This window comes from Luxibacter massiliensis, assembly GCF_900604355.1.
GTDB lineage: Bacteria > Bacillota > Clostridia > Lachnospirales > Lachnospiraceae > Luxibacter > Luxibacter massiliensis.
In genome coordinates this window covers 3,216,587-3,230,719 of record NZ_UWOE01000001.1, presented here as the reverse complement: position 1 = coordinate 3,230,719, position 14,133 = coordinate 3,216,587, and the positions used below count along the sequence as shown (strand labels likewise).

Here is a 14,133-nt window from a genome sequence, read left to right as displayed (position 1 = left end):
CATATATCACCACTTGAAAATCTGAAATAGATATGTTATACTACCTACATCAGTATCAGTAATTGCTTTCGAGCGATTAGAGTTTTTCCGGTTGCACAGTGTCTGAGAGTATATATTTTCAGGCACTTTTTTTGTTTCTTCTGCTTCTTTTCCAAGAAGCACAGAATGGGGAGTCCGGAGGCACAAGCCCTCCGCCCATCTGCTACAATTTCATATCAGGCCCTCGGGCAATAAAGGCACTCAGAGAATTTCGGTTCTTTGGGTGCTTTTTTTATATAGATCGGAGCTTTTACGGCTCCCCTAATCTTTGTTCCGGGGAGCCTTTCGGCATACCCGTGTATATAGATAAAACCACGCAGGAATGCAGAAAGGAAATGCCTATGATTCTTTATTTGGATGCCAGAACTACCGTCAAGGATCTGATGATTGACTATATTGAGGTGGAATTGGCAAACGGAGAAACCGCATCCCTTAATTGGGATGAAAGTGATATTGGGCGGGCTGACGACGGTTTCAGTGCCCGATACAAAGGGGTGTATTTTGGAGAGGTCTATGCCAATGGCAGACTGGAGCAGCTGCAGGATATGAAAATAACCGATATCGGTTTGTATTCTGAAAGCGATACTCCTCCCAATATCTGTATCACTTCGATGGAATTTGAAGACGATGGCAGACGATTGGCGTTTGAAGCTCCGATTTTACATGGAAACATTGTTTGTCAGAACGAAAGTGGTGAGGTGATCGCATGTTGAAAAGCGGAAAATATATCGCCGAACACGATAACGGAATATTTGACCGATACCGGATTGTTATGTCAGTAAAGGAAACGGAGAAGTCATATATTTTTGAATTGCTTGAGTATGTAAGCCGGTATAGTCCGGCACAGATGGACATGCTGTTCGACAAGAGTAAGCGGGTCCTGATTTCAAAATTCAAGGGCGGCCATGCAATGCGTATATGGAGTGACCATGACTTTACACTTTATCCATATCAAGCCGGGATTCCGTTTCATTTTGAACGGGTCAATGAAGGCGGCAGTGCGGAAGGAAGTGGCGTCTATGGGTAAGAAAAAAACGTACAGAGGCGAGCTGGTTGATGAAATCAGTGGTCTGGGGCAGTCACAAGGGCTGAATAATGTCTTCACTACTTTTTTGGAGATTTCAGCAACCTGTATCTCTGCAGAGATGGATCCGTCAAATGCAGAAGAACGCGAGAAGCGGTATGAGGAAATGACATCTGCTATGGATCCTAAAACCCTCAACTGCTATGCACATATGCTCGCTCTGCTGGCTCTTGCTATTCATGAGCATGAGGAGGATCCCTGCGATATTCTTGGCAGTATCTATCATGAGTTTCGCTTAAATAACGAGTGGAACGGACAGTATTTCACTCCCGATAATGTTTGCCGGATGATGGCGCAGCTTGTAAACCCAGTGGATGAGCGTCCTGAAGAGGAAGATCCCATCATGATCAACGAGCCTACTTGCGGTTCGGGTACGATGGTGATTGGTGCAGTATGGGCCATGAAGCAGAAAGATTTCGATTTTCGGCACAAGAGTTTTTTTGTTGCCCAGGATATTGACATCCGCTGTGTGTGGATGGCATATATCCAGCTCAGTCTGTATGGAATTCCAGCGGTGGTCATTCATGGCGACACCTTAGCAATGAAAGAATGGTCCCGATGGTACACTCCGTTGGCGTCTGTTCCTTTCATAAAAAGGGAATGCGCTGTCAATAGCACAGAGAAAGGGGCGGAGACAAGTGGATAGTACAAAAAAATCCTTGGACCATTTGACCTTTGCTGATCTGCGAGTCCATTACGGAACCGGACGTGCTTTCTTGATCAGGCAAGAGTATAGAAGGAATGTTTACGGCTACCGAAAAGGCGTTAAGACAGATCTGGGAGACCTGGAGGAAAAAGATTGGATACAGCTGGCCACGGGTTTGATTCAAAAAAGCGGAGAGCAACAGTTGCAGAAAAATCTGTTGGAATGGGAGCAGGAGCATAATTATTGCAATAGTTCCCCCAAAGAGATGGAGATGACTGCACTGGAACTTCACATGGCCAGAATTTTTGATGATCCGCTCTGGGTGGCCTATATCCCGTTCAACCGCAAGTATCGGCCAGAGGTTCTGGAATCTGCCAGACTGGTATGGGTTCAAACAGAATGCTGCGGGATACCCGGGCAAATTACACAGGAGCAGCTGGATCAGTCTGCCGGAAACGCTTTAGGGATTACATGCCCGATATGCGGCCGGTGTTCCCCGTTTCAGGTCTGCACGCCCAAGGAGGTGAGCGGAAATGGATAAGCTGTTTATCATTGTAAAAGGCGGAAGGGTAGAAGAAATCTACAGCACAAAAACAGAAACTGAGTTGTATGCGGAAATTCTTGATTTTGACTCAAAGGAACGGACGGAAGAGATGGAAAAAGATCTTCAGTTTCGGTATGAGGCGATTCGGGAATTGATGTACAGAATTGACTGAAAGGAGAATGCACATGAGTGCGAAATATAAAACAAACCATGAGCGTATGCTTGAGCTGATCGAGCAGCTCACAAAGGCAGATATTGCCTATTATCGGGATGATAATCCCATTATGACAGACCGGGATTACGATATCCTGATGGACGAATTGAAAGATATTGAGAGCCGAACCGGGTTGGTTCTTTCCGGTTCCCCGACCCAAAAGGTGTCTGGAGAAATATTGGAAAGCCTGGCCGAGGTACGCCACAGTAAACCTATGCTTTCAGCGGATAAAACAAAATCTGTTGAGGATCTGGTGAAGTTTGCTGCCAAGCAGCCGGTGCTGATAAGCTGGAAAATGGACGGTCTGACACTGGTACTTCGTTATGAACACGGAGAACTGGTTCAGGCGATCACCCGTGGGCGTGAAGGAATCATTGGAGAGGATGTAACGCATACCGTGCGTAATTTTCTTAATGTGCCTCTTGCCATACCCACTAAGGATTCGTTTGAAGTTCGTGGCGAAGGTGTCATCTCATGGGCAAACTTTGAGAAAATCAATTCCGGTCTGGAGGAGCCCTATACTCACCCGAGAAATCTCGCATCCGGCAGCACGCGTAAGCTCGACGCCGGCGAAGCCAAAAAGCGATTGCTTGAATTTTGGGCATTTGAGCTTGTGAGCGATTATCTGGAGCCGGAGAGTAAGCTTGCCCAGCAGCAGTTTTTGGCACATAACGGGTTTTCCGTTGTGCCCTATATCTATCTGGATGCGATTCACGATGAAACAATGGTGCGTGATGCAATTTCTGCTATGGATCCGAAGAAGTTCCCTTACCCGGTAGACGGAATCATCATGGAATATGATGATGTTGCCTACGGAAAAGGTCTGGGAGCCACAGGGCATCATGAAAACCGTTTGATTGCATTGAAGTGGGAAGATGAACTGTATGAAACCACATTCATTGGTCTGGATGTAGCAGTCACTCGCACTGGGATGGTCAGTCTGACAGGCATCTTTGAGCCGGTGTCTATTGACGGTACTCAAGTCAGCCGGGCGTATCTGCATAACTACGAGAATTATCTGGACCTTGCCTTAGGGCGTGGTGATAAAATCCGCGTGTATAAGGCGAACATGATTATTCCGCAGATTGCAGAGAACCTCAATAAGACCGGAACCTGCTGTGTTCCGCTCAATTGTCCCTGCTGTGGCAAGATGCTGAGTTTCCGGAAAAGCAGCGGCGGTATTCGCCAGCTGTTCTGTGAAAATCCGCATTGTTCTGCCAAACTGGTGCGAAAATTTGTCCACTTTTGTGAGAAAACGAGGATGAATATCGAGGGACTGTCGGAAAAAACTCTGGAGCAGTTTGTAAGTCATGGCTGGATTCGGACGTTTGCAGATCTTTATGCGCTGGATCAACACCGTGATGAGATTATCCAGACGGAAGGCTTTGGGGAGAAATCCTTTGAGCGTCTGCAGGCATCCATTGAGAAAAGCCGCCACTGCACGTTGGCAAAATTTATTGCAGGCTTGGGTATTCCCATGGTGGGAAGACATGCCGGGCGTGATTTGGACAGCTATTTCCATGGATCGTGGGAAGCGTTTGAACAGGCGATTCAGGATGGCTTCGACTTCACACAACTTCCTGATTTCGGCGAGACGATGCACGACAACATTTATACATGGTATGCGGATACAGAGGAAGAAAAACTCTGGCGCCCGCTGCTTGAAAAAATTGAATTTGAAAAGGAGAATTTTGATATGAATACAAATACAGCAAATCCCTTCTACGGCAAGACCGTAGTGGCAACCGGCAAACTGGAGAATTACACCCGTGACGGCATCCAGATGAAGCTGATGCAGCTGGGGGCAAAACCGGCAAGTTCGGTAACGAAAAAGACCGATTATCTGATTGTTGGTGAAAAGGCCGGCAGTAAGCTTACGAAAGCGCAGCAGCTCGGTATCAGAACACTGACGGAGGAAGAATTTGAAGCAATGCTGGCGTAAATTCGCCGGAATAACAGTGGCGGGGCAGATTTTCTGCTCCGCTTTTCACTTTTTCATAGAAAGGAAAAGAGGATGAATCCAAAATATCGCTGTCCTGCTTGCGGAGCAGAAAGCTTTGAGGTGACAGCTCACGTCACGCAGGACTGGAAGATCGACTGTAACGGAACCTTTCTGGAATCTCTAAATGAGTGCGTCGAGGTCACGCATTATCTTGATGAGAATGACATCTGGGATTGTGCCAATTGTGGCTTCAGCGCAGCGGGACGTGAGTTTAGAAATCAGTCTGAGGAATGGAAAGGAGACAAAGAATATGAACCAACAAAAAAAGAATCTTGAAATCACTGGCAGGCTTATCTGTCCACTGTCTGTTGGAACTGCAGCTTTTATCGCAGAAAATGGCGGGATGCGCAGGACAAGTAAGGTTCTTCGGATGGAGAGGATTTCTCCTGATGAGATCCGTTTTGAGACTTGTAATACCAACTACCGCCTGCATCTTATCCGGCAGGAGGTGACGGTATGAGCAGTGAAATTTTTTATGACAAGGCATTCATCCTTGTCGGGGAGAAATATATCCCCGTTGTAAATCATGGCTCGTCAAACTGCTTTGACTTTGATAGTCGGGGCCGTGAGATCCCGGAAAAGCATTGGTCGGTTCTGAACTACCCTCATACCGGGAGGATGCTGTTTACTGCTGAGGAAATGCGGGAGATAGCTGCCGTCCACGAGGAAGCCAATATGAGCAACCGGGGCGGGACACGCAAAAGCCGGAACCGCACGTTTGAAGAGGGCGAGTTCGGGCGCTGGATCCTGGCGGGGATGAAATCGGCACATACCGTGGAGGACTACAAAAAGCACGGGAACACCGTGACGGTGGTTGATTATGACCGTGACTATTGGCAAAGGCACTGTGTGTCTACGACAGAGGAATTGCTGGATAAGATCAAGGAGCTTTCAGGCCACAGCATTACAGTATCTTTCTGGGACGACCGCCATGTTACCCACCCGCCCATGCGGCGCAAGGGAACGCCCTTTGATTTCGGCACACTGCCGGAGTTTTATGTGCTGCGGGCAGCGCAGGGGTATTTTGTGAAGCGGAGCAGCCGAAAGATCTGGTTTGCAAGGTTTCAAAAGCCGAAATCACAGATGATTCGGAAGTTCAAGACCGAAAAGGCGGCACAGGACTATTTGGACAGCAATCAAAAATTCTTTTCAGGATACGCATTTGAAATCGAATGCGTACAGAACGGAGGTGTCACAGCATGAGAGAGTCAAGGCCAGACCGCTTCCGCCGTGTGGCAGAAGCCCGGGTTAACAAGATTATCAAAATGGTAAGACTGCTTGGAAATTGTTCCAATCCTGCCGTATATGCTTTTACGCAAGAGCAGGTACAGCAGATTTTTGCTACATTGCGGGATGAATTGGACAGAGCGCAGAAGCGATATACCCGGTCTTACAAGAAAAGGTTTTCGCTGTCGGACGAACAGTATGCTTCCCTGCCGAAATATCCGACCATCGTACTGCCTCTGCCGGATGGAAGCAGTCTTAGGGCAGTTGCAATCGACGATGAGAATTTTCCTGCAATCAATGTTTACTGGGATACAGAAAAGCCGGAGATTGATGGGCCAATCTGTTTTGCAGAATACAATCCTGAACGCGGTCCCTGCCACGAGGTCTGCATTGGAGCTTACCAGTCTGACGAGGAAGACACAGTTTATTACAAGCCATATATGGCAGAAAGGGAATCAAATGAGTAATTACATATACTGCCGCACACTCAAATTGGACTGGAAAGAAGTGTCCAGACTGATCGCAGAATGTGCAGGCAAAATTTTAGACAGAACGATTCATGGCACAGCGGGCTATGAGGATGATCATTACTGGGGCTTTCAGGCGACCACTGATCGTTTTACCATTGCCGAAATAGACAAGCTTATCCGGTTTGTTAATGGGGATGAGGAGATGCAACAAGAAGCAATTCCTCAGGATTCAGACAAATCAGCCGCAATCGGAGAGCGTTTGTCCCGTGCTTTGTTGGAAAAGACTTTAAGACTGTCATGGTGCCATGAGAGTACCACGGAATCGGCTCTTTGGCTGGTCAATGTCCGGGAAAAACGGCCGGCAGTCTATAAACGGATTGTTGAGATCAGCCCGCATGATATTTGCTTGGATAACCTTAGGAGCAAAAGTGAATTGATTGCTTATCTCCACGAAAACGGTCCAACGCATTCCACGCTGATGGATTTCTGTGCGGATTACAGGGAGCGGTATCACAACGAACTCTGCTGGAACTATCCAATCTCTGATGGGCTGCATCTTGGCACGTTTTTCGTTCTCGTAAAGGAGGGCGTTCTGGCTCTTCCTTATGACGATGCGGATAAGGTGGACTATGAGCTGCTTTGTATGGACGATGCTAAAATGTGTGACAGAGAATCTATGGAGAATCTCATAACGGAGTGGGATAGCTTCGACCGGGATTTACGCTCCGCCATGCGGGGCATGATGGCGTTTTACCGCAGAGAGGAGGAGCATCATGGATCAGAAAATTGACTGGCTCATCCATCTGGTGGCCAATGGCGCCTGCGATGAATGTGGTGAGGTAGAAACAGACTTTTTGCCCTATATGTGCAATGCCCACACCCACGGGCTGGAACGCTATGGACACTTGGATTTCCAAATGGTACTTTTTTTTGCCGACGGAGGAGATTGGACGAATCCTCAATACTTTGGGGCTAAGAGTTCAATCTGGAGAACGCTTCCGGTCTGGAGATATGGTTTTCGGAATTTATGAAGACTGCGATGTGCGCTTGGATGAGTATGAGGAAACCGGGCGCAAGGTTTTGCGGGTCATTATACCGGATGCGAACAATATCTTCCCAGGGGAAGGAGATTGTATGCCCCCATACTGTCTGCAGCTCTTGAAGACAGATGAGCTCTGCGCAGAAAGGGGGATACCATCATGAAAATCACGTTGTATCAAATCATCCCGGAACCGGAAAACAGATACTTGATATTCAGCGATCTGAGAAGCATCCGGGCGGCAAGCGGCGGACATGTCCCGGCTGAGATTTACGAAGCAGTATTCAGCGGGGATTTGGACATTGCCGTGCCCCGGAATGCCAAAAACAAAATGGATCAAGAACTTGCCGAACTGGAAGCGGTATATGTACGTTTTAACGTATCGCATCCGGAAGGCTTCCGTGGACGGTCCATGACCATGTCAGATGTAGTCGAGGTCATCCGTTCCGAAAAGGAAAGCAGGTTTTACTTCTGCGACCGGTTCGGGTTTGAGGAGATTGCGTTTGAAAAGGAAAAAGCTGATTTGGGGCGCCTGTAGGGCGCAGAAAGGATACAATCATGAAGAAGCTGATATTGAACTATAAAGGGCGCGACAGCTGGGACAGACCGGTTTATGAATCAGAAGGCCGGCTGTATGTGGATGTGGATCCACGCAAAGGCTGGAAACCGAATATCTGTACGAAATACAACAATGAGTTTGATGGAGAGCCGGATACGCCGATTGCCGAAGATACCGTTGTGGAGTTTGTGCCGTGTCGGGATATCTGGTAAGCGAGGAGGACGTATGAAAGAATTTATGACAAAAATGATTCCTGTCAATCTGTCAGACCGATTTCCATTCAAATGCAGGATGTGCGGCGCTTGCTGCCGGCATGTCAAGGAAAGCGTGCCGCTGGAGAGTCTGGATGCTTTTCGGCTTGCCAAACATCTGAGGGACAAAGGTGAAAATGTGAGCTGTGTGGAAGATGTGCTTGCTGCCTATGCAGAGCCTGTCTTACTTAGTGAAAACGGGTATACGGTATTTATGCTGAAAACGGTTGGAGCGGATGATGCGTGCATTTTTCTGAAAGATAATCGGTGTACGATTCATTCTGTTCATCCGCGGGCATGCCGTACATATCCTATTGCTGTCGGACCATATGAACTTGGCGGGTATGAACAGTATCTCAGTATGGAGCAGCCACTACACTATTCGGGTCCGCAGATGTCCGTGAAAAAATGGATTCAAAAGCGCTGTAGTAAACAGGATTTTGAATTTTTGAACACGGATATTGGTTCAGCACAGGAGATAGAAAAATTACTGAAGAAGATTCCTGAGCATAACCGGACAAGGGCCGTGATGATGTTCCTTTTCTACAAGTATTCGGATTACGATCTGGATAAGTCTTTCCTTTCACAGTTTAAAAGCAATAACGATAAGCTGCTGGAGGTTCTGCGCAAAATGGCAAATGACAAAGACAACTAAATTTTCAAGTCAGTATGACACAACAACAAGGCGTCGGAATCCGGCGCCTTAATTATTTTTAGGAGGAAATACCATGGATGAAAGACTAAAAAATATCGTAGACAATTTTGAGGCAATGAAGATCGGTGTGGATGAGCCGTTTCCGTTTCACTGCACCATGTGCGGCAAATGCTGCATCAATCGGGAGGATATCCTTTTGACGCCGCGAGATATCTATAACATGGCAAAGGAGCTTGGGATAACGACCGCAAAACTGTTTAAAACCTACTGCGAAACTTATGTCGGCTGCGATTCCCGTATGCCCATAGTTAGATTGAAGCCCCGTGGATCCATAAAAAGATGCCCGCTGCTGAAAGACAGAAAATGCTCTGTCCATAAGGCAAAACCGGCGGTATGTGCTCTGTTCCCGATAGGAAGATGCTTGATGTTTGAAAAGGATTCAAATCCTTCAGAGAAAATTTCAGCAAGCCAGATACAGTATATTTTTACTAATCCTGGGTGCGGTGATAATGCTGAAACCCATACGGTGCGGGAATGGCTTGGAGAGTTTGGAATGTCACTGGAGGATGAGTTTTTTGTCAAGTGGCAGCAGGCAATCATGGAATTCGGGCAGTTTTTCCGTGAAGCGGAAAAGACGGCCAGTGGGCGTATCATGGAGCTGTCATGGACAGCGGCTTTTGTCGGCTTATATCTGCATTATGAAACTGATCAGGAATTTCTGCCGCAGTTTGAAAAGAATGTCCGGGAAATCACTGCACTGCTGCAGATGGCGCCCATAAAGGAAGGCGGTAGAGCATATGAATGAGGATCGTAACCAGCATCAGATTATCCGAAAGGATGCTCGCAACTGCTTTGTGGAGAGCCTGAATGACGCTTTTGAGATTGGGAGAATTCATCTTGCTTTTGCGACCTACGATCTGAGCCGTCCGATTGGACAACGGCAGACAAACAACATCCATATTTACATTGCGGTGGACGAGTTTCTGGAATTATGCCGCAAGCTGGAAGGCGGGGAACTTCGTTATCTGCTGAAGAATAAGAAGACAAGCGGGGATAAAACACCGCTTTATCAGTGCCTGGGTGGCACTTCTGCCGAAAAGCTTGCAAAATACGGGCGTTCTCGGGCAGATGGAAAAAGCCTGTCCAGAACAGCACAGCTATTGGCAGGAAGCAAATCGGATTTCTTGTTTGTAGCGGACAGCGGGCCTGGTGAAACAGATCAGAAAGGTTTAATCGTTCCCAAGTTCGGAAGCAAGCCGGAAAATCATGTGGCAGTCAGTATGACATTTGAAACATTCAGTGAACTGCTGCTTACGACAAGACTGCACTATTCAGCATGGCTGGGTGCATGGTATGCAAACCAATATCATCCGAGCAGCCAGCGAACAGCACAGGCACAGGAAAACCCGCAGTATCAGGAGAATCAGGGAGAAGCAGAATACGCTTCTGATCCAATGTTCTAAAGTAGAATGAAAAAGCGGTGCAGTCTGATGATTGCACCGTTTTTTGCGCCTTGAGGGGCCTGTTTCCATGGGCTGAATCCGAGCCAGATGCAAAGATACAGAATCAGTGGACTTGTGAGTTGAACCATTTGTCGGCGTTGGCATATTTGCGAATACAAAGAAATTTTGCTATAATAAACCCTCCACTTTAACACCATACTTTTTATATATGGTATGCTTAACAGAACGGAGGTGGTTACAAATGAATACATATACTACTTCGGAAGTAGCAAAGATTATAGGCATACATCCGAATACTGTACGGCTTTATGAAGAATGGGAATTGATACCAAAGGCAGAACGTAAAGCAAACGGTTATCGTGTATTTACCGATTTTCATATCGAACAGTTTCGGCTTGCCCGTACCGCATTTCAAATAGAGGTCCTTCAGAACGGACTGAGAAAAAAGATTGTGGAAACGGTTAAGGTTTCAGCAAAGAAAGACTTTGATCAAGCACTTGTTTTGGCAAATGAATATCTGAGTCAGATACAAAAGGAAGTAAGAAATGCGGAAGAAGCCATTGCTATAACACGGCAGATTTTAGAGGGAAGAGCAATATCCGAAACACCGCCGCTTTGCTTGAAACGTAAAGAAGTTTCGGAATATCTGAATATTTCCATGGATACACTCCGAAATTGGGAACTAAACGGGCTGATGCGAATAAAACGTAAACAAAATGGCTATCGCTATTACACAGACGAAGACATAAAGCGATTAAAAATAATAAGATCACTTCGGTGTGCCAATTATTCATTGGAAGCAATCCTGCGTATGCTCCATGCGCTCTCAGACGACCCTCATACCAATATAAAACGGGTACTTAATACTCCAAAAGACGATACGGATATTATATCCGTATGCGACAGACTGATTATCTCATTGCAAAAGGCAGCGGAAAATGCCAAGAAAATGATAGGCATTCTTAATGATATGAAAAGTATATTTTCCTAACCCTCCACCTTTACACCAACCTTTTTTGAACTGCTAAAATAATGTGGTAAAAACGAAAAAGGAGGACAGGTTGATGGAAGAAATCATCAGCGTAAAACAACTTTCAAAATCTTATGGCAGATTGAATGCCGTGCAGGGCTTGGATTTGTCAGTAACACAAGGTTCGGTCTTCGGGCTGCTTGGGGCAAACGGTGCAGGAAAAAGCACCACAATCGAATGTATGTTAGGCACAAGAAAACCCGATGCAGGTACGGTTTCCATTTTAGGGATGGCCCCACTCCTGCAAAGAAAACAGCTTTTTGAAAATGTCGGTGTTCAATTCCAGGAAGCGAATTATCAAGATAAAGTGACGGTTTCCGAATTGTGCGAAGTAACACAGTCGCTCTATAAGAATGCTGCAGATTATGGGGAACTTCTGAAACAGTTTGGCATCTTTGATAAAGCAAAAAGTATGGTAAAGGAGCTTTCAGGAGGACAGCGGCAAAAGCTGTTTATTGTTTTGGCTTTGATACCGCAGCCTAAAGTTGTTTTTCTGGACGAGCTGACCACGGGGCTTGACGCAAAAGCCAGACGAGAGGTATGGAAAATCTTATCTGACCTCAAAGAAAAAGGACTGACCATTTTTCTGACCTCGCATTTTATGGATGAGGTAGAAGCATTATGCGACACAATCTGCATACTAAAAAAGGGGAAAGCCGTCTTTTATGGAACAGTAGAAGAAGCCATTGCAGGCAGTCCTTATGACAAATTTGAAGATGCGTACTTATGGTATTCTGACGAGGGGGTAAGCGAAAATGAGAACATTTAAAACAATGCTGAAAAACGAAATGAAACTGTCACTGAGGGATATGAACATGGTCATATTTGCAATCTGTATTCCACTCGTGGTTTTGATTATACTTGGCGTTATTTACGGCGACAAACCAGCTTTTGAAGGTGCAGAGTACACATTTCTCGATCAGTCCTTTGGAGCTTTGTCAACGATTGCGATTTGTGCAGGCGGCGTTATGGGGTTGCCTCTTGTGGTATCCGATTACCGAAGCAGAAAAATATTGAAACGCTTTAAAGTAACACCCGTTAGTCCTGCAATGATTTTAGCAGTACAGGTGATGATTTACACAATTTATTCCGTTGTATCGCTTGTATTGCTCTATATAGTATCCACACTCTTTTTTGGCTTCCACCTGCTTGGTTCTCTGCCTGCTTTCCTTGGCGGATATATATTGGTAATGCTCTCCATATTCAGCATCGGAATGATGGTTGGGGGAATATCTCCCAACTCTCAGACAGCGAGCGTAATTGCAAGCCTGCTCTATTTCCCAATGCTTATTTTTTCTGGAGCAACCCTGCCGTATGAGGTAATGCCGAGTGCATTGCAAAAGATAGCGGATATTCTGCCTTTGACACAGGGGATAAAGATTTTGAAAGCTGCTTCGTTAGGACTTCCAATCGAAAATATTTTTGTTCCGCTTATTGTCATGGCGGTACTTGCTGTCATTTGTATCGGTGTGTCTTTTCGCTTTTTCAGATGGGAGTAACAAGTAATATGGAATGGCTCTTATTCTTTCTTTGTGGGAGAAAAACCCGTAATAGGATTAGAGAGGACACGATGTCTGCCTGCCCGCTAAACGCCTCCTCTGGGGAAATTTTTTGAAATGATTTTCAGGGTATAGAGCAGACCGCAGAAAACAACAAATTTCGCCCGGCAGGTCGTAGGCCAACCGGGCGAATATAGAAGTATTATGAAGTTGATTTACATGGTAGTACATACTCGGTAAATGTGGCATGAAAAAGGGCTGCTGTAGACTACCTTTATTTTGTTTGGGCACATGAAAATTCCGCCACCACAACAACGTTTTTTTTATTACCTGCTTTGTAGCTGTGTCATACCCTTTGTTTCATAATAATCGGTTCTCGTCATACCGTATAAATAGTAATCGCAATAGGTATTCACCATTTTACCGTCGCGGATATGTCCCTCACGCTTAAACCCTGCTTTTTCCAGTGTTTTATATGACGCGATATTTAGAACATGGACATCAGCCCATAATCGTTGCAATTCTATTTTTTCAAAACAGAAAATCACTACTTCAGTTAATGCTTCTGCCATAAGCCCATTTCCTTGATAAATCGGGGAAAGTCGGAACGCCACCTTTGCCATACGATCATTTTCAATGAGATATACCCACATCTCACCAATTACTTTATTGTCCTTTTTATAAACGATTCCCCAATGAAAGCTCTTTGTAGGTCGTTCCTTTTTTTGAAATAACAATTCCGGGTTTAAGTCACTTTTTCCGGGACGTTTCCCCCAATATTGATACAACGATTTGTCGCCCAACCATTCTTTCAAATCATCAATATCATCATACTGCAAAGGACGTAATAGGAGCCTTTCTGTATCAAGTATCGGTTTGTTCTGAATATAATCTTGTAGTTTCATAAAGCCCCCTTAGAAATTGAATACTTGTTCCCAATTAAAGCAGCCGGATGCTTCTGTGCTTCTCGGCCATTCGCTGCACCATACGGGAACGCCGGGGGTCTCCACTCTGTCAAAACTCGGCGTATATGGCTTTATATCCAATACGGGAGTGTTGTCGTTCGCGTCAATAAAAGTAAGCCGAATAATTCCCCTGTTAAGATCAATACTGATAATTTCTGATGTTGTTAATGCAATAGGGTTAGGACGGGCGGGCGACCTTGTGGCGAAAACACCCATTACTGATGGTGCATTTTTATAGGGTTGATCGGTTTGCAATATGTTTCTGTCTGATTGATTATCACAATCACTGAACCACCATACTACATTGATATGCCTAAATCCCTCCAATGCTTGCAGTCCGGGGATATATTCCGGCTCCAGTTCGATAAATGCTCCATTGTCATCATTCTTCACCTTTCCAATAGGTTTTAATTGATAATCGTTCATACTGAACCTCCTGTTTTTCG

The 14,133-nt window shown here is 45.6% G+C and carries 22 protein-coding genes; 20 read left to right on the top strand and 2 right to left on the bottom strand.

From position 1 onward, the window contains the following. Positions 1 to 374: 374 nt before the first annotated feature. From EFA47_RS19945 to EFA47_RS14870, 20 genes are all read left to right on the top strand, one after another. Positions 375 to 752 carry a hypothetical protein gene (locus EFA47_RS19945; RefSeq protein ID WP_164690022.1) on the top strand — a complete coding sequence of 126 codons (378 nt, stop codon included), beginning with the start codon at positions 375 to 377 and terminating at the stop codon, positions 750 to 752. Beyond that, positions 746 to 1,066 (top strand): hypothetical protein, encoded by a 321-nt coding sequence (locus EFA47_RS19940; protein WP_164690021.1) that lies wholly within the window; start codon positions 746 to 748, stop codon positions 1,064 to 1,066. The genes EFA47_RS19945 and EFA47_RS19940 overlap by 7 nt, the downstream gene beginning before the upstream one ends. Further along, positions 1,059 to 1,769, top strand: a complete 711-nt coding sequence (locus tag EFA47_RS14950) for an N-6 DNA methylase (protein WP_164690020.1) — start codon at positions 1,059 to 1,061, stop codon at positions 1,767 to 1,769. Before EFA47_RS19940 ends, EFA47_RS14950 begins: the two co-directional genes overlap by 8 nt. Then, a complete protein-coding gene (locus EFA47_RS14945) occupies positions 1,762 to 2,310 on the top strand; it encodes a hypothetical protein (RefSeq protein WP_218193100.1) in 549 nt (182 codons plus the stop codon). The genes EFA47_RS14950 and EFA47_RS14945 overlap by 8 nt, the downstream gene beginning before the upstream one ends. Then, on the top strand, positions 2,303 to 2,485 hold the full coding sequence (locus EFA47_RS14940; RefSeq protein WP_054351722.1) for a hypothetical protein: 183 nt from the start codon (positions 2,303 to 2,305) through the stop codon (positions 2,483 to 2,485). The genes EFA47_RS14945 and EFA47_RS14940 overlap by 8 nt, the downstream gene beginning before the upstream one ends. 13 nt (positions 2,486 to 2,498) lie before the next feature. Next, positions 2,499 to 4,469: an NAD-dependent DNA ligase LigA gene (ligA, locus tag EFA47_RS14935; protein ID WP_122643995.1), complete on the top strand. Its 1,971-nt coding sequence runs from the start codon at positions 2,499 to 2,501 to the stop codon at positions 4,467 to 4,469. Positions 4,470 to 4,541: 72 nt separating this feature from the next. After that, entirely contained in the window at positions 4,542 to 4,805 is a 264-nt protein-coding gene (locus tag EFA47_RS14930) for a DUF2225 domain-containing protein (protein ID WP_122643994.1), read from the top strand. Next, complete coding sequence (locus tag EFA47_RS14925; RefSeq protein WP_122643993.1) at positions 4,780 to 4,989, top strand: hypothetical protein; 210 nt, start codon at positions 4,780 to 4,782, stop codon at positions 4,987 to 4,989. The genes EFA47_RS14930 and EFA47_RS14925 overlap by 26 nt, the downstream gene beginning before the upstream one ends. Further along, complete coding sequence (locus tag EFA47_RS14920; protein WP_122643992.1) at positions 4,986 to 5,732, top strand: hypothetical protein; 747 nt, start codon at positions 4,986 to 4,988, stop codon at positions 5,730 to 5,732. Before EFA47_RS14925 ends, EFA47_RS14920 begins: the two co-directional genes overlap by 4 nt. Next, positions 5,729 to 6,223 carry a hypothetical protein gene (locus EFA47_RS20090; protein ID WP_206215537.1) on the top strand — a complete coding sequence of 165 codons (495 nt, stop codon included), beginning with the start codon at positions 5,729 to 5,731 and terminating at the stop codon, positions 6,221 to 6,223. The genes EFA47_RS14920 and EFA47_RS20090 overlap by 4 nt, the downstream gene beginning before the upstream one ends. Then, the gene (locus tag EFA47_RS14910) at positions 6,216 to 7,016 is read left to right on the top strand and encodes a hypothetical protein (RefSeq protein ID WP_016295794.1); all 801 of its coding nucleotides are present in this window, start codon (positions 6,216 to 6,218) and stop codon (positions 7,014 to 7,016) included. The genes EFA47_RS20090 and EFA47_RS14910 overlap by 8 nt, the downstream gene beginning before the upstream one ends. After that, positions 7,000 to 7,257 carry a hypothetical protein gene (locus EFA47_RS20195; RefSeq protein ID WP_218193101.1) on the top strand — a complete coding sequence of 86 codons (258 nt, stop codon included), beginning with the start codon at positions 7,000 to 7,002 and terminating at the stop codon, positions 7,255 to 7,257. Before EFA47_RS14910 ends, EFA47_RS20195 begins: the two co-directional genes overlap by 17 nt. Before the next feature lie 168 nt (positions 7,258 to 7,425). Continuing rightward, positions 7,426 to 7,803, top strand: a complete 378-nt coding sequence (locus EFA47_RS14900; protein ID WP_016295796.1) for a YodL domain-containing protein — start codon at positions 7,426 to 7,428, stop codon at positions 7,801 to 7,803. 20 nt (positions 7,804 to 7,823) lie between these two features. Continuing rightward, the gene (locus EFA47_RS19935; RefSeq protein WP_016295797.1) at positions 7,824 to 8,036 is read left to right on the top strand and encodes a hypothetical protein; all 213 of its coding nucleotides are present in this window, start codon (positions 7,824 to 7,826) and stop codon (positions 8,034 to 8,036) included. A gap of 13 nt (positions 8,037 to 8,049) precedes the next feature. Next, positions 8,050 to 8,730 carry a YkgJ family cysteine cluster protein gene (locus EFA47_RS14895; RefSeq protein ID WP_164690019.1) on the top strand — a complete coding sequence of 227 codons (681 nt, stop codon included), beginning with the start codon at positions 8,050 to 8,052 and terminating at the stop codon, positions 8,728 to 8,730. Between the two features lie 73 nt (positions 8,731 to 8,803). Further along, the gene (locus EFA47_RS14890; protein ID WP_122643990.1) at positions 8,804 to 9,535 is read left to right on the top strand and encodes a YkgJ family cysteine cluster protein; all 732 of its coding nucleotides are present in this window, start codon (positions 8,804 to 8,806) and stop codon (positions 9,533 to 9,535) included. Then, a complete protein-coding gene (locus EFA47_RS14885) occupies positions 9,528 to 10,193 on the top strand; it encodes a hypothetical protein (RefSeq protein WP_122643989.1) in 666 nt (221 codons plus the stop codon). The genes EFA47_RS14890 and EFA47_RS14885 overlap by 8 nt, the downstream gene beginning before the upstream one ends. 241 nt (positions 10,194 to 10,434) lie before the next feature. Next, the gene (locus tag EFA47_RS14880; RefSeq protein ID WP_054351732.1) at positions 10,435 to 11,184 is read left to right on the top strand and encodes a MerR family transcriptional regulator; all 750 of its coding nucleotides are present in this window, start codon (positions 10,435 to 10,437) and stop codon (positions 11,182 to 11,184) included. 73 nt (positions 11,185 to 11,257) lie between these two features. Next, positions 11,258 to 11,992 (top strand): ABC transporter ATP-binding protein, encoded by a 735-nt coding sequence (locus tag EFA47_RS14875; protein WP_016295802.1) that lies wholly within the window; start codon positions 11,258 to 11,260, stop codon positions 11,990 to 11,992. Continuing rightward, complete coding sequence (locus EFA47_RS14870; RefSeq protein ID WP_016295803.1) at positions 11,979 to 12,722, top strand: ABC transporter permease; 744 nt, start codon at positions 11,979 to 11,981, stop codon at positions 12,720 to 12,722. Before EFA47_RS14875 ends, EFA47_RS14870 begins: the two co-directional genes overlap by 14 nt. Before the next feature lie 326 nt (positions 12,723 to 13,048). Here the strand turns inward: EFA47_RS14870 and EFA47_RS14865 are convergent, their stop codons facing one another. Then, on the bottom strand, positions 13,049 to 13,627 hold the full coding sequence (locus EFA47_RS14865; protein WP_122643988.1) for a GNAT family N-acetyltransferase: 579 nt from the start codon (positions 13,625 to 13,627) through the stop codon (positions 13,049 to 13,051). 9 nt (positions 13,628 to 13,636) lie between these two features. Continuing rightward, positions 13,637 to 14,113: an SAM-dependent methyltransferase gene (locus tag EFA47_RS14860; RefSeq protein WP_122643987.1), complete on the bottom strand. Its 477-nt coding sequence runs from the start codon at positions 14,111 to 14,113 to the stop codon at positions 13,637 to 13,639. Positions 14,114 to 14,133 lie beyond the last annotated feature (20 nt).

Excerpts from the sequence above, each read along its gene's own strand:
- EFA47_RS14880 (WP_054351732.1), top strand. The coding sequence starts at position 10,435 with ATGAATACATATACTACTTCGGAAGTAGCAAAGATTATAGGCATACAT.
- EFA47_RS14930 (WP_122643994.1), top strand. The coding sequence starts at position 4,542 with ATGAATCCAAAATATCGCTGTCCTGCTTGCGGAGCAGAAAGCTTTGAG.
- EFA47_RS20090 (WP_206215537.1), top strand. The coding sequence starts at position 5,729 with ATGAGAGAGTCAAGGCCAGACCGCTTCCGCCGTGTGGCAGAAGCCCGG.
- EFA47_RS14895 (WP_164690019.1), top strand. The coding sequence starts at position 8,050 with ATGAAAGAATTTATGACAAAAATGATTCCTGTCAATCTGTCAGACCGA.
- EFA47_RS14885 (WP_122643989.1), top strand. The coding sequence starts at position 9,528 with ATGAATGAGGATCGTAACCAGCATCAGATTATCCGAAAGGATGCTCGC.
- EFA47_RS14910 (WP_016295794.1), top strand. The coding sequence starts at position 6,216 with ATGAGTAATTACATATACTGCCGCACACTCAAATTGGACTGGAAAGAA.
- EFA47_RS14940 (WP_054351722.1), top strand. The coding sequence starts at position 2,303 with ATGGATAAGCTGTTTATCATTGTAAAAGGCGGAAGGGTAGAAGAAATC.
- EFA47_RS14870 (WP_016295803.1), top strand. The coding sequence starts at position 11,979 with ATGAGAACATTTAAAACAATGCTGAAAAACGAAATGAAACTGTCACTG.
- EFA47_RS19935 (WP_016295797.1), top strand. The coding sequence starts at position 7,824 with ATGAAGAAGCTGATATTGAACTATAAAGGGCGCGACAGCTGGGACAGA.
- EFA47_RS14900 (WP_016295796.1), top strand. The coding sequence starts at position 7,426 with ATGAAAATCACGTTGTATCAAATCATCCCGGAACCGGAAAACAGATAC.
- EFA47_RS19945 (WP_164690022.1), top strand. The coding sequence starts at position 375 with ATGCCTATGATTCTTTATTTGGATGCCAGAACTACCGTCAAGGATCTG.
- EFA47_RS20195 (WP_218193101.1), top strand. The coding sequence starts at position 7,000 with ATGGATCAGAAAATTGACTGGCTCATCCATCTGGTGGCCAATGGCGCC.
- EFA47_RS19940 (WP_164690021.1), top strand. The coding sequence starts at position 746 with ATGTTGAAAAGCGGAAAATATATCGCCGAACACGATAACGGAATATTT.
- EFA47_RS14865 (WP_122643988.1), bottom strand. The coding sequence starts at position 13,627 with ATGAAACTACAAGATTATATTCAGAACAAACCGATACTTGATACAGAA.
- EFA47_RS14860 (WP_122643987.1), bottom strand. The coding sequence starts at position 14,113 with ATGAACGATTATCAATTAAAACCTATTGGAAAGGTGAAGAATGATGAC.
- EFA47_RS14925 (WP_122643993.1), top strand. The coding sequence starts at position 4,780 with ATGAACCAACAAAAAAAGAATCTTGAAATCACTGGCAGGCTTATCTGT.
- EFA47_RS14950 (WP_164690020.1), top strand. The coding sequence starts at position 1,059 with ATGGGTAAGAAAAAAACGTACAGAGGCGAGCTGGTTGATGAAATCAGT.
- EFA47_RS14875 (WP_016295802.1), top strand. The coding sequence starts at position 11,258 with ATGGAAGAAATCATCAGCGTAAAACAACTTTCAAAATCTTATGGCAGA.
- EFA47_RS14890 (WP_122643990.1), top strand. The coding sequence starts at position 8,804 with ATGGATGAAAGACTAAAAAATATCGTAGACAATTTTGAGGCAATGAAG.
- EFA47_RS14920 (WP_122643992.1), top strand. The coding sequence starts at position 4,986 with ATGAGCAGTGAAATTTTTTATGACAAGGCATTCATCCTTGTCGGGGAG.
- ligA (WP_122643995.1), top strand. The coding sequence starts at position 2,499 with ATGAGTGCGAAATATAAAACAAACCATGAGCGTATGCTTGAGCTGATC.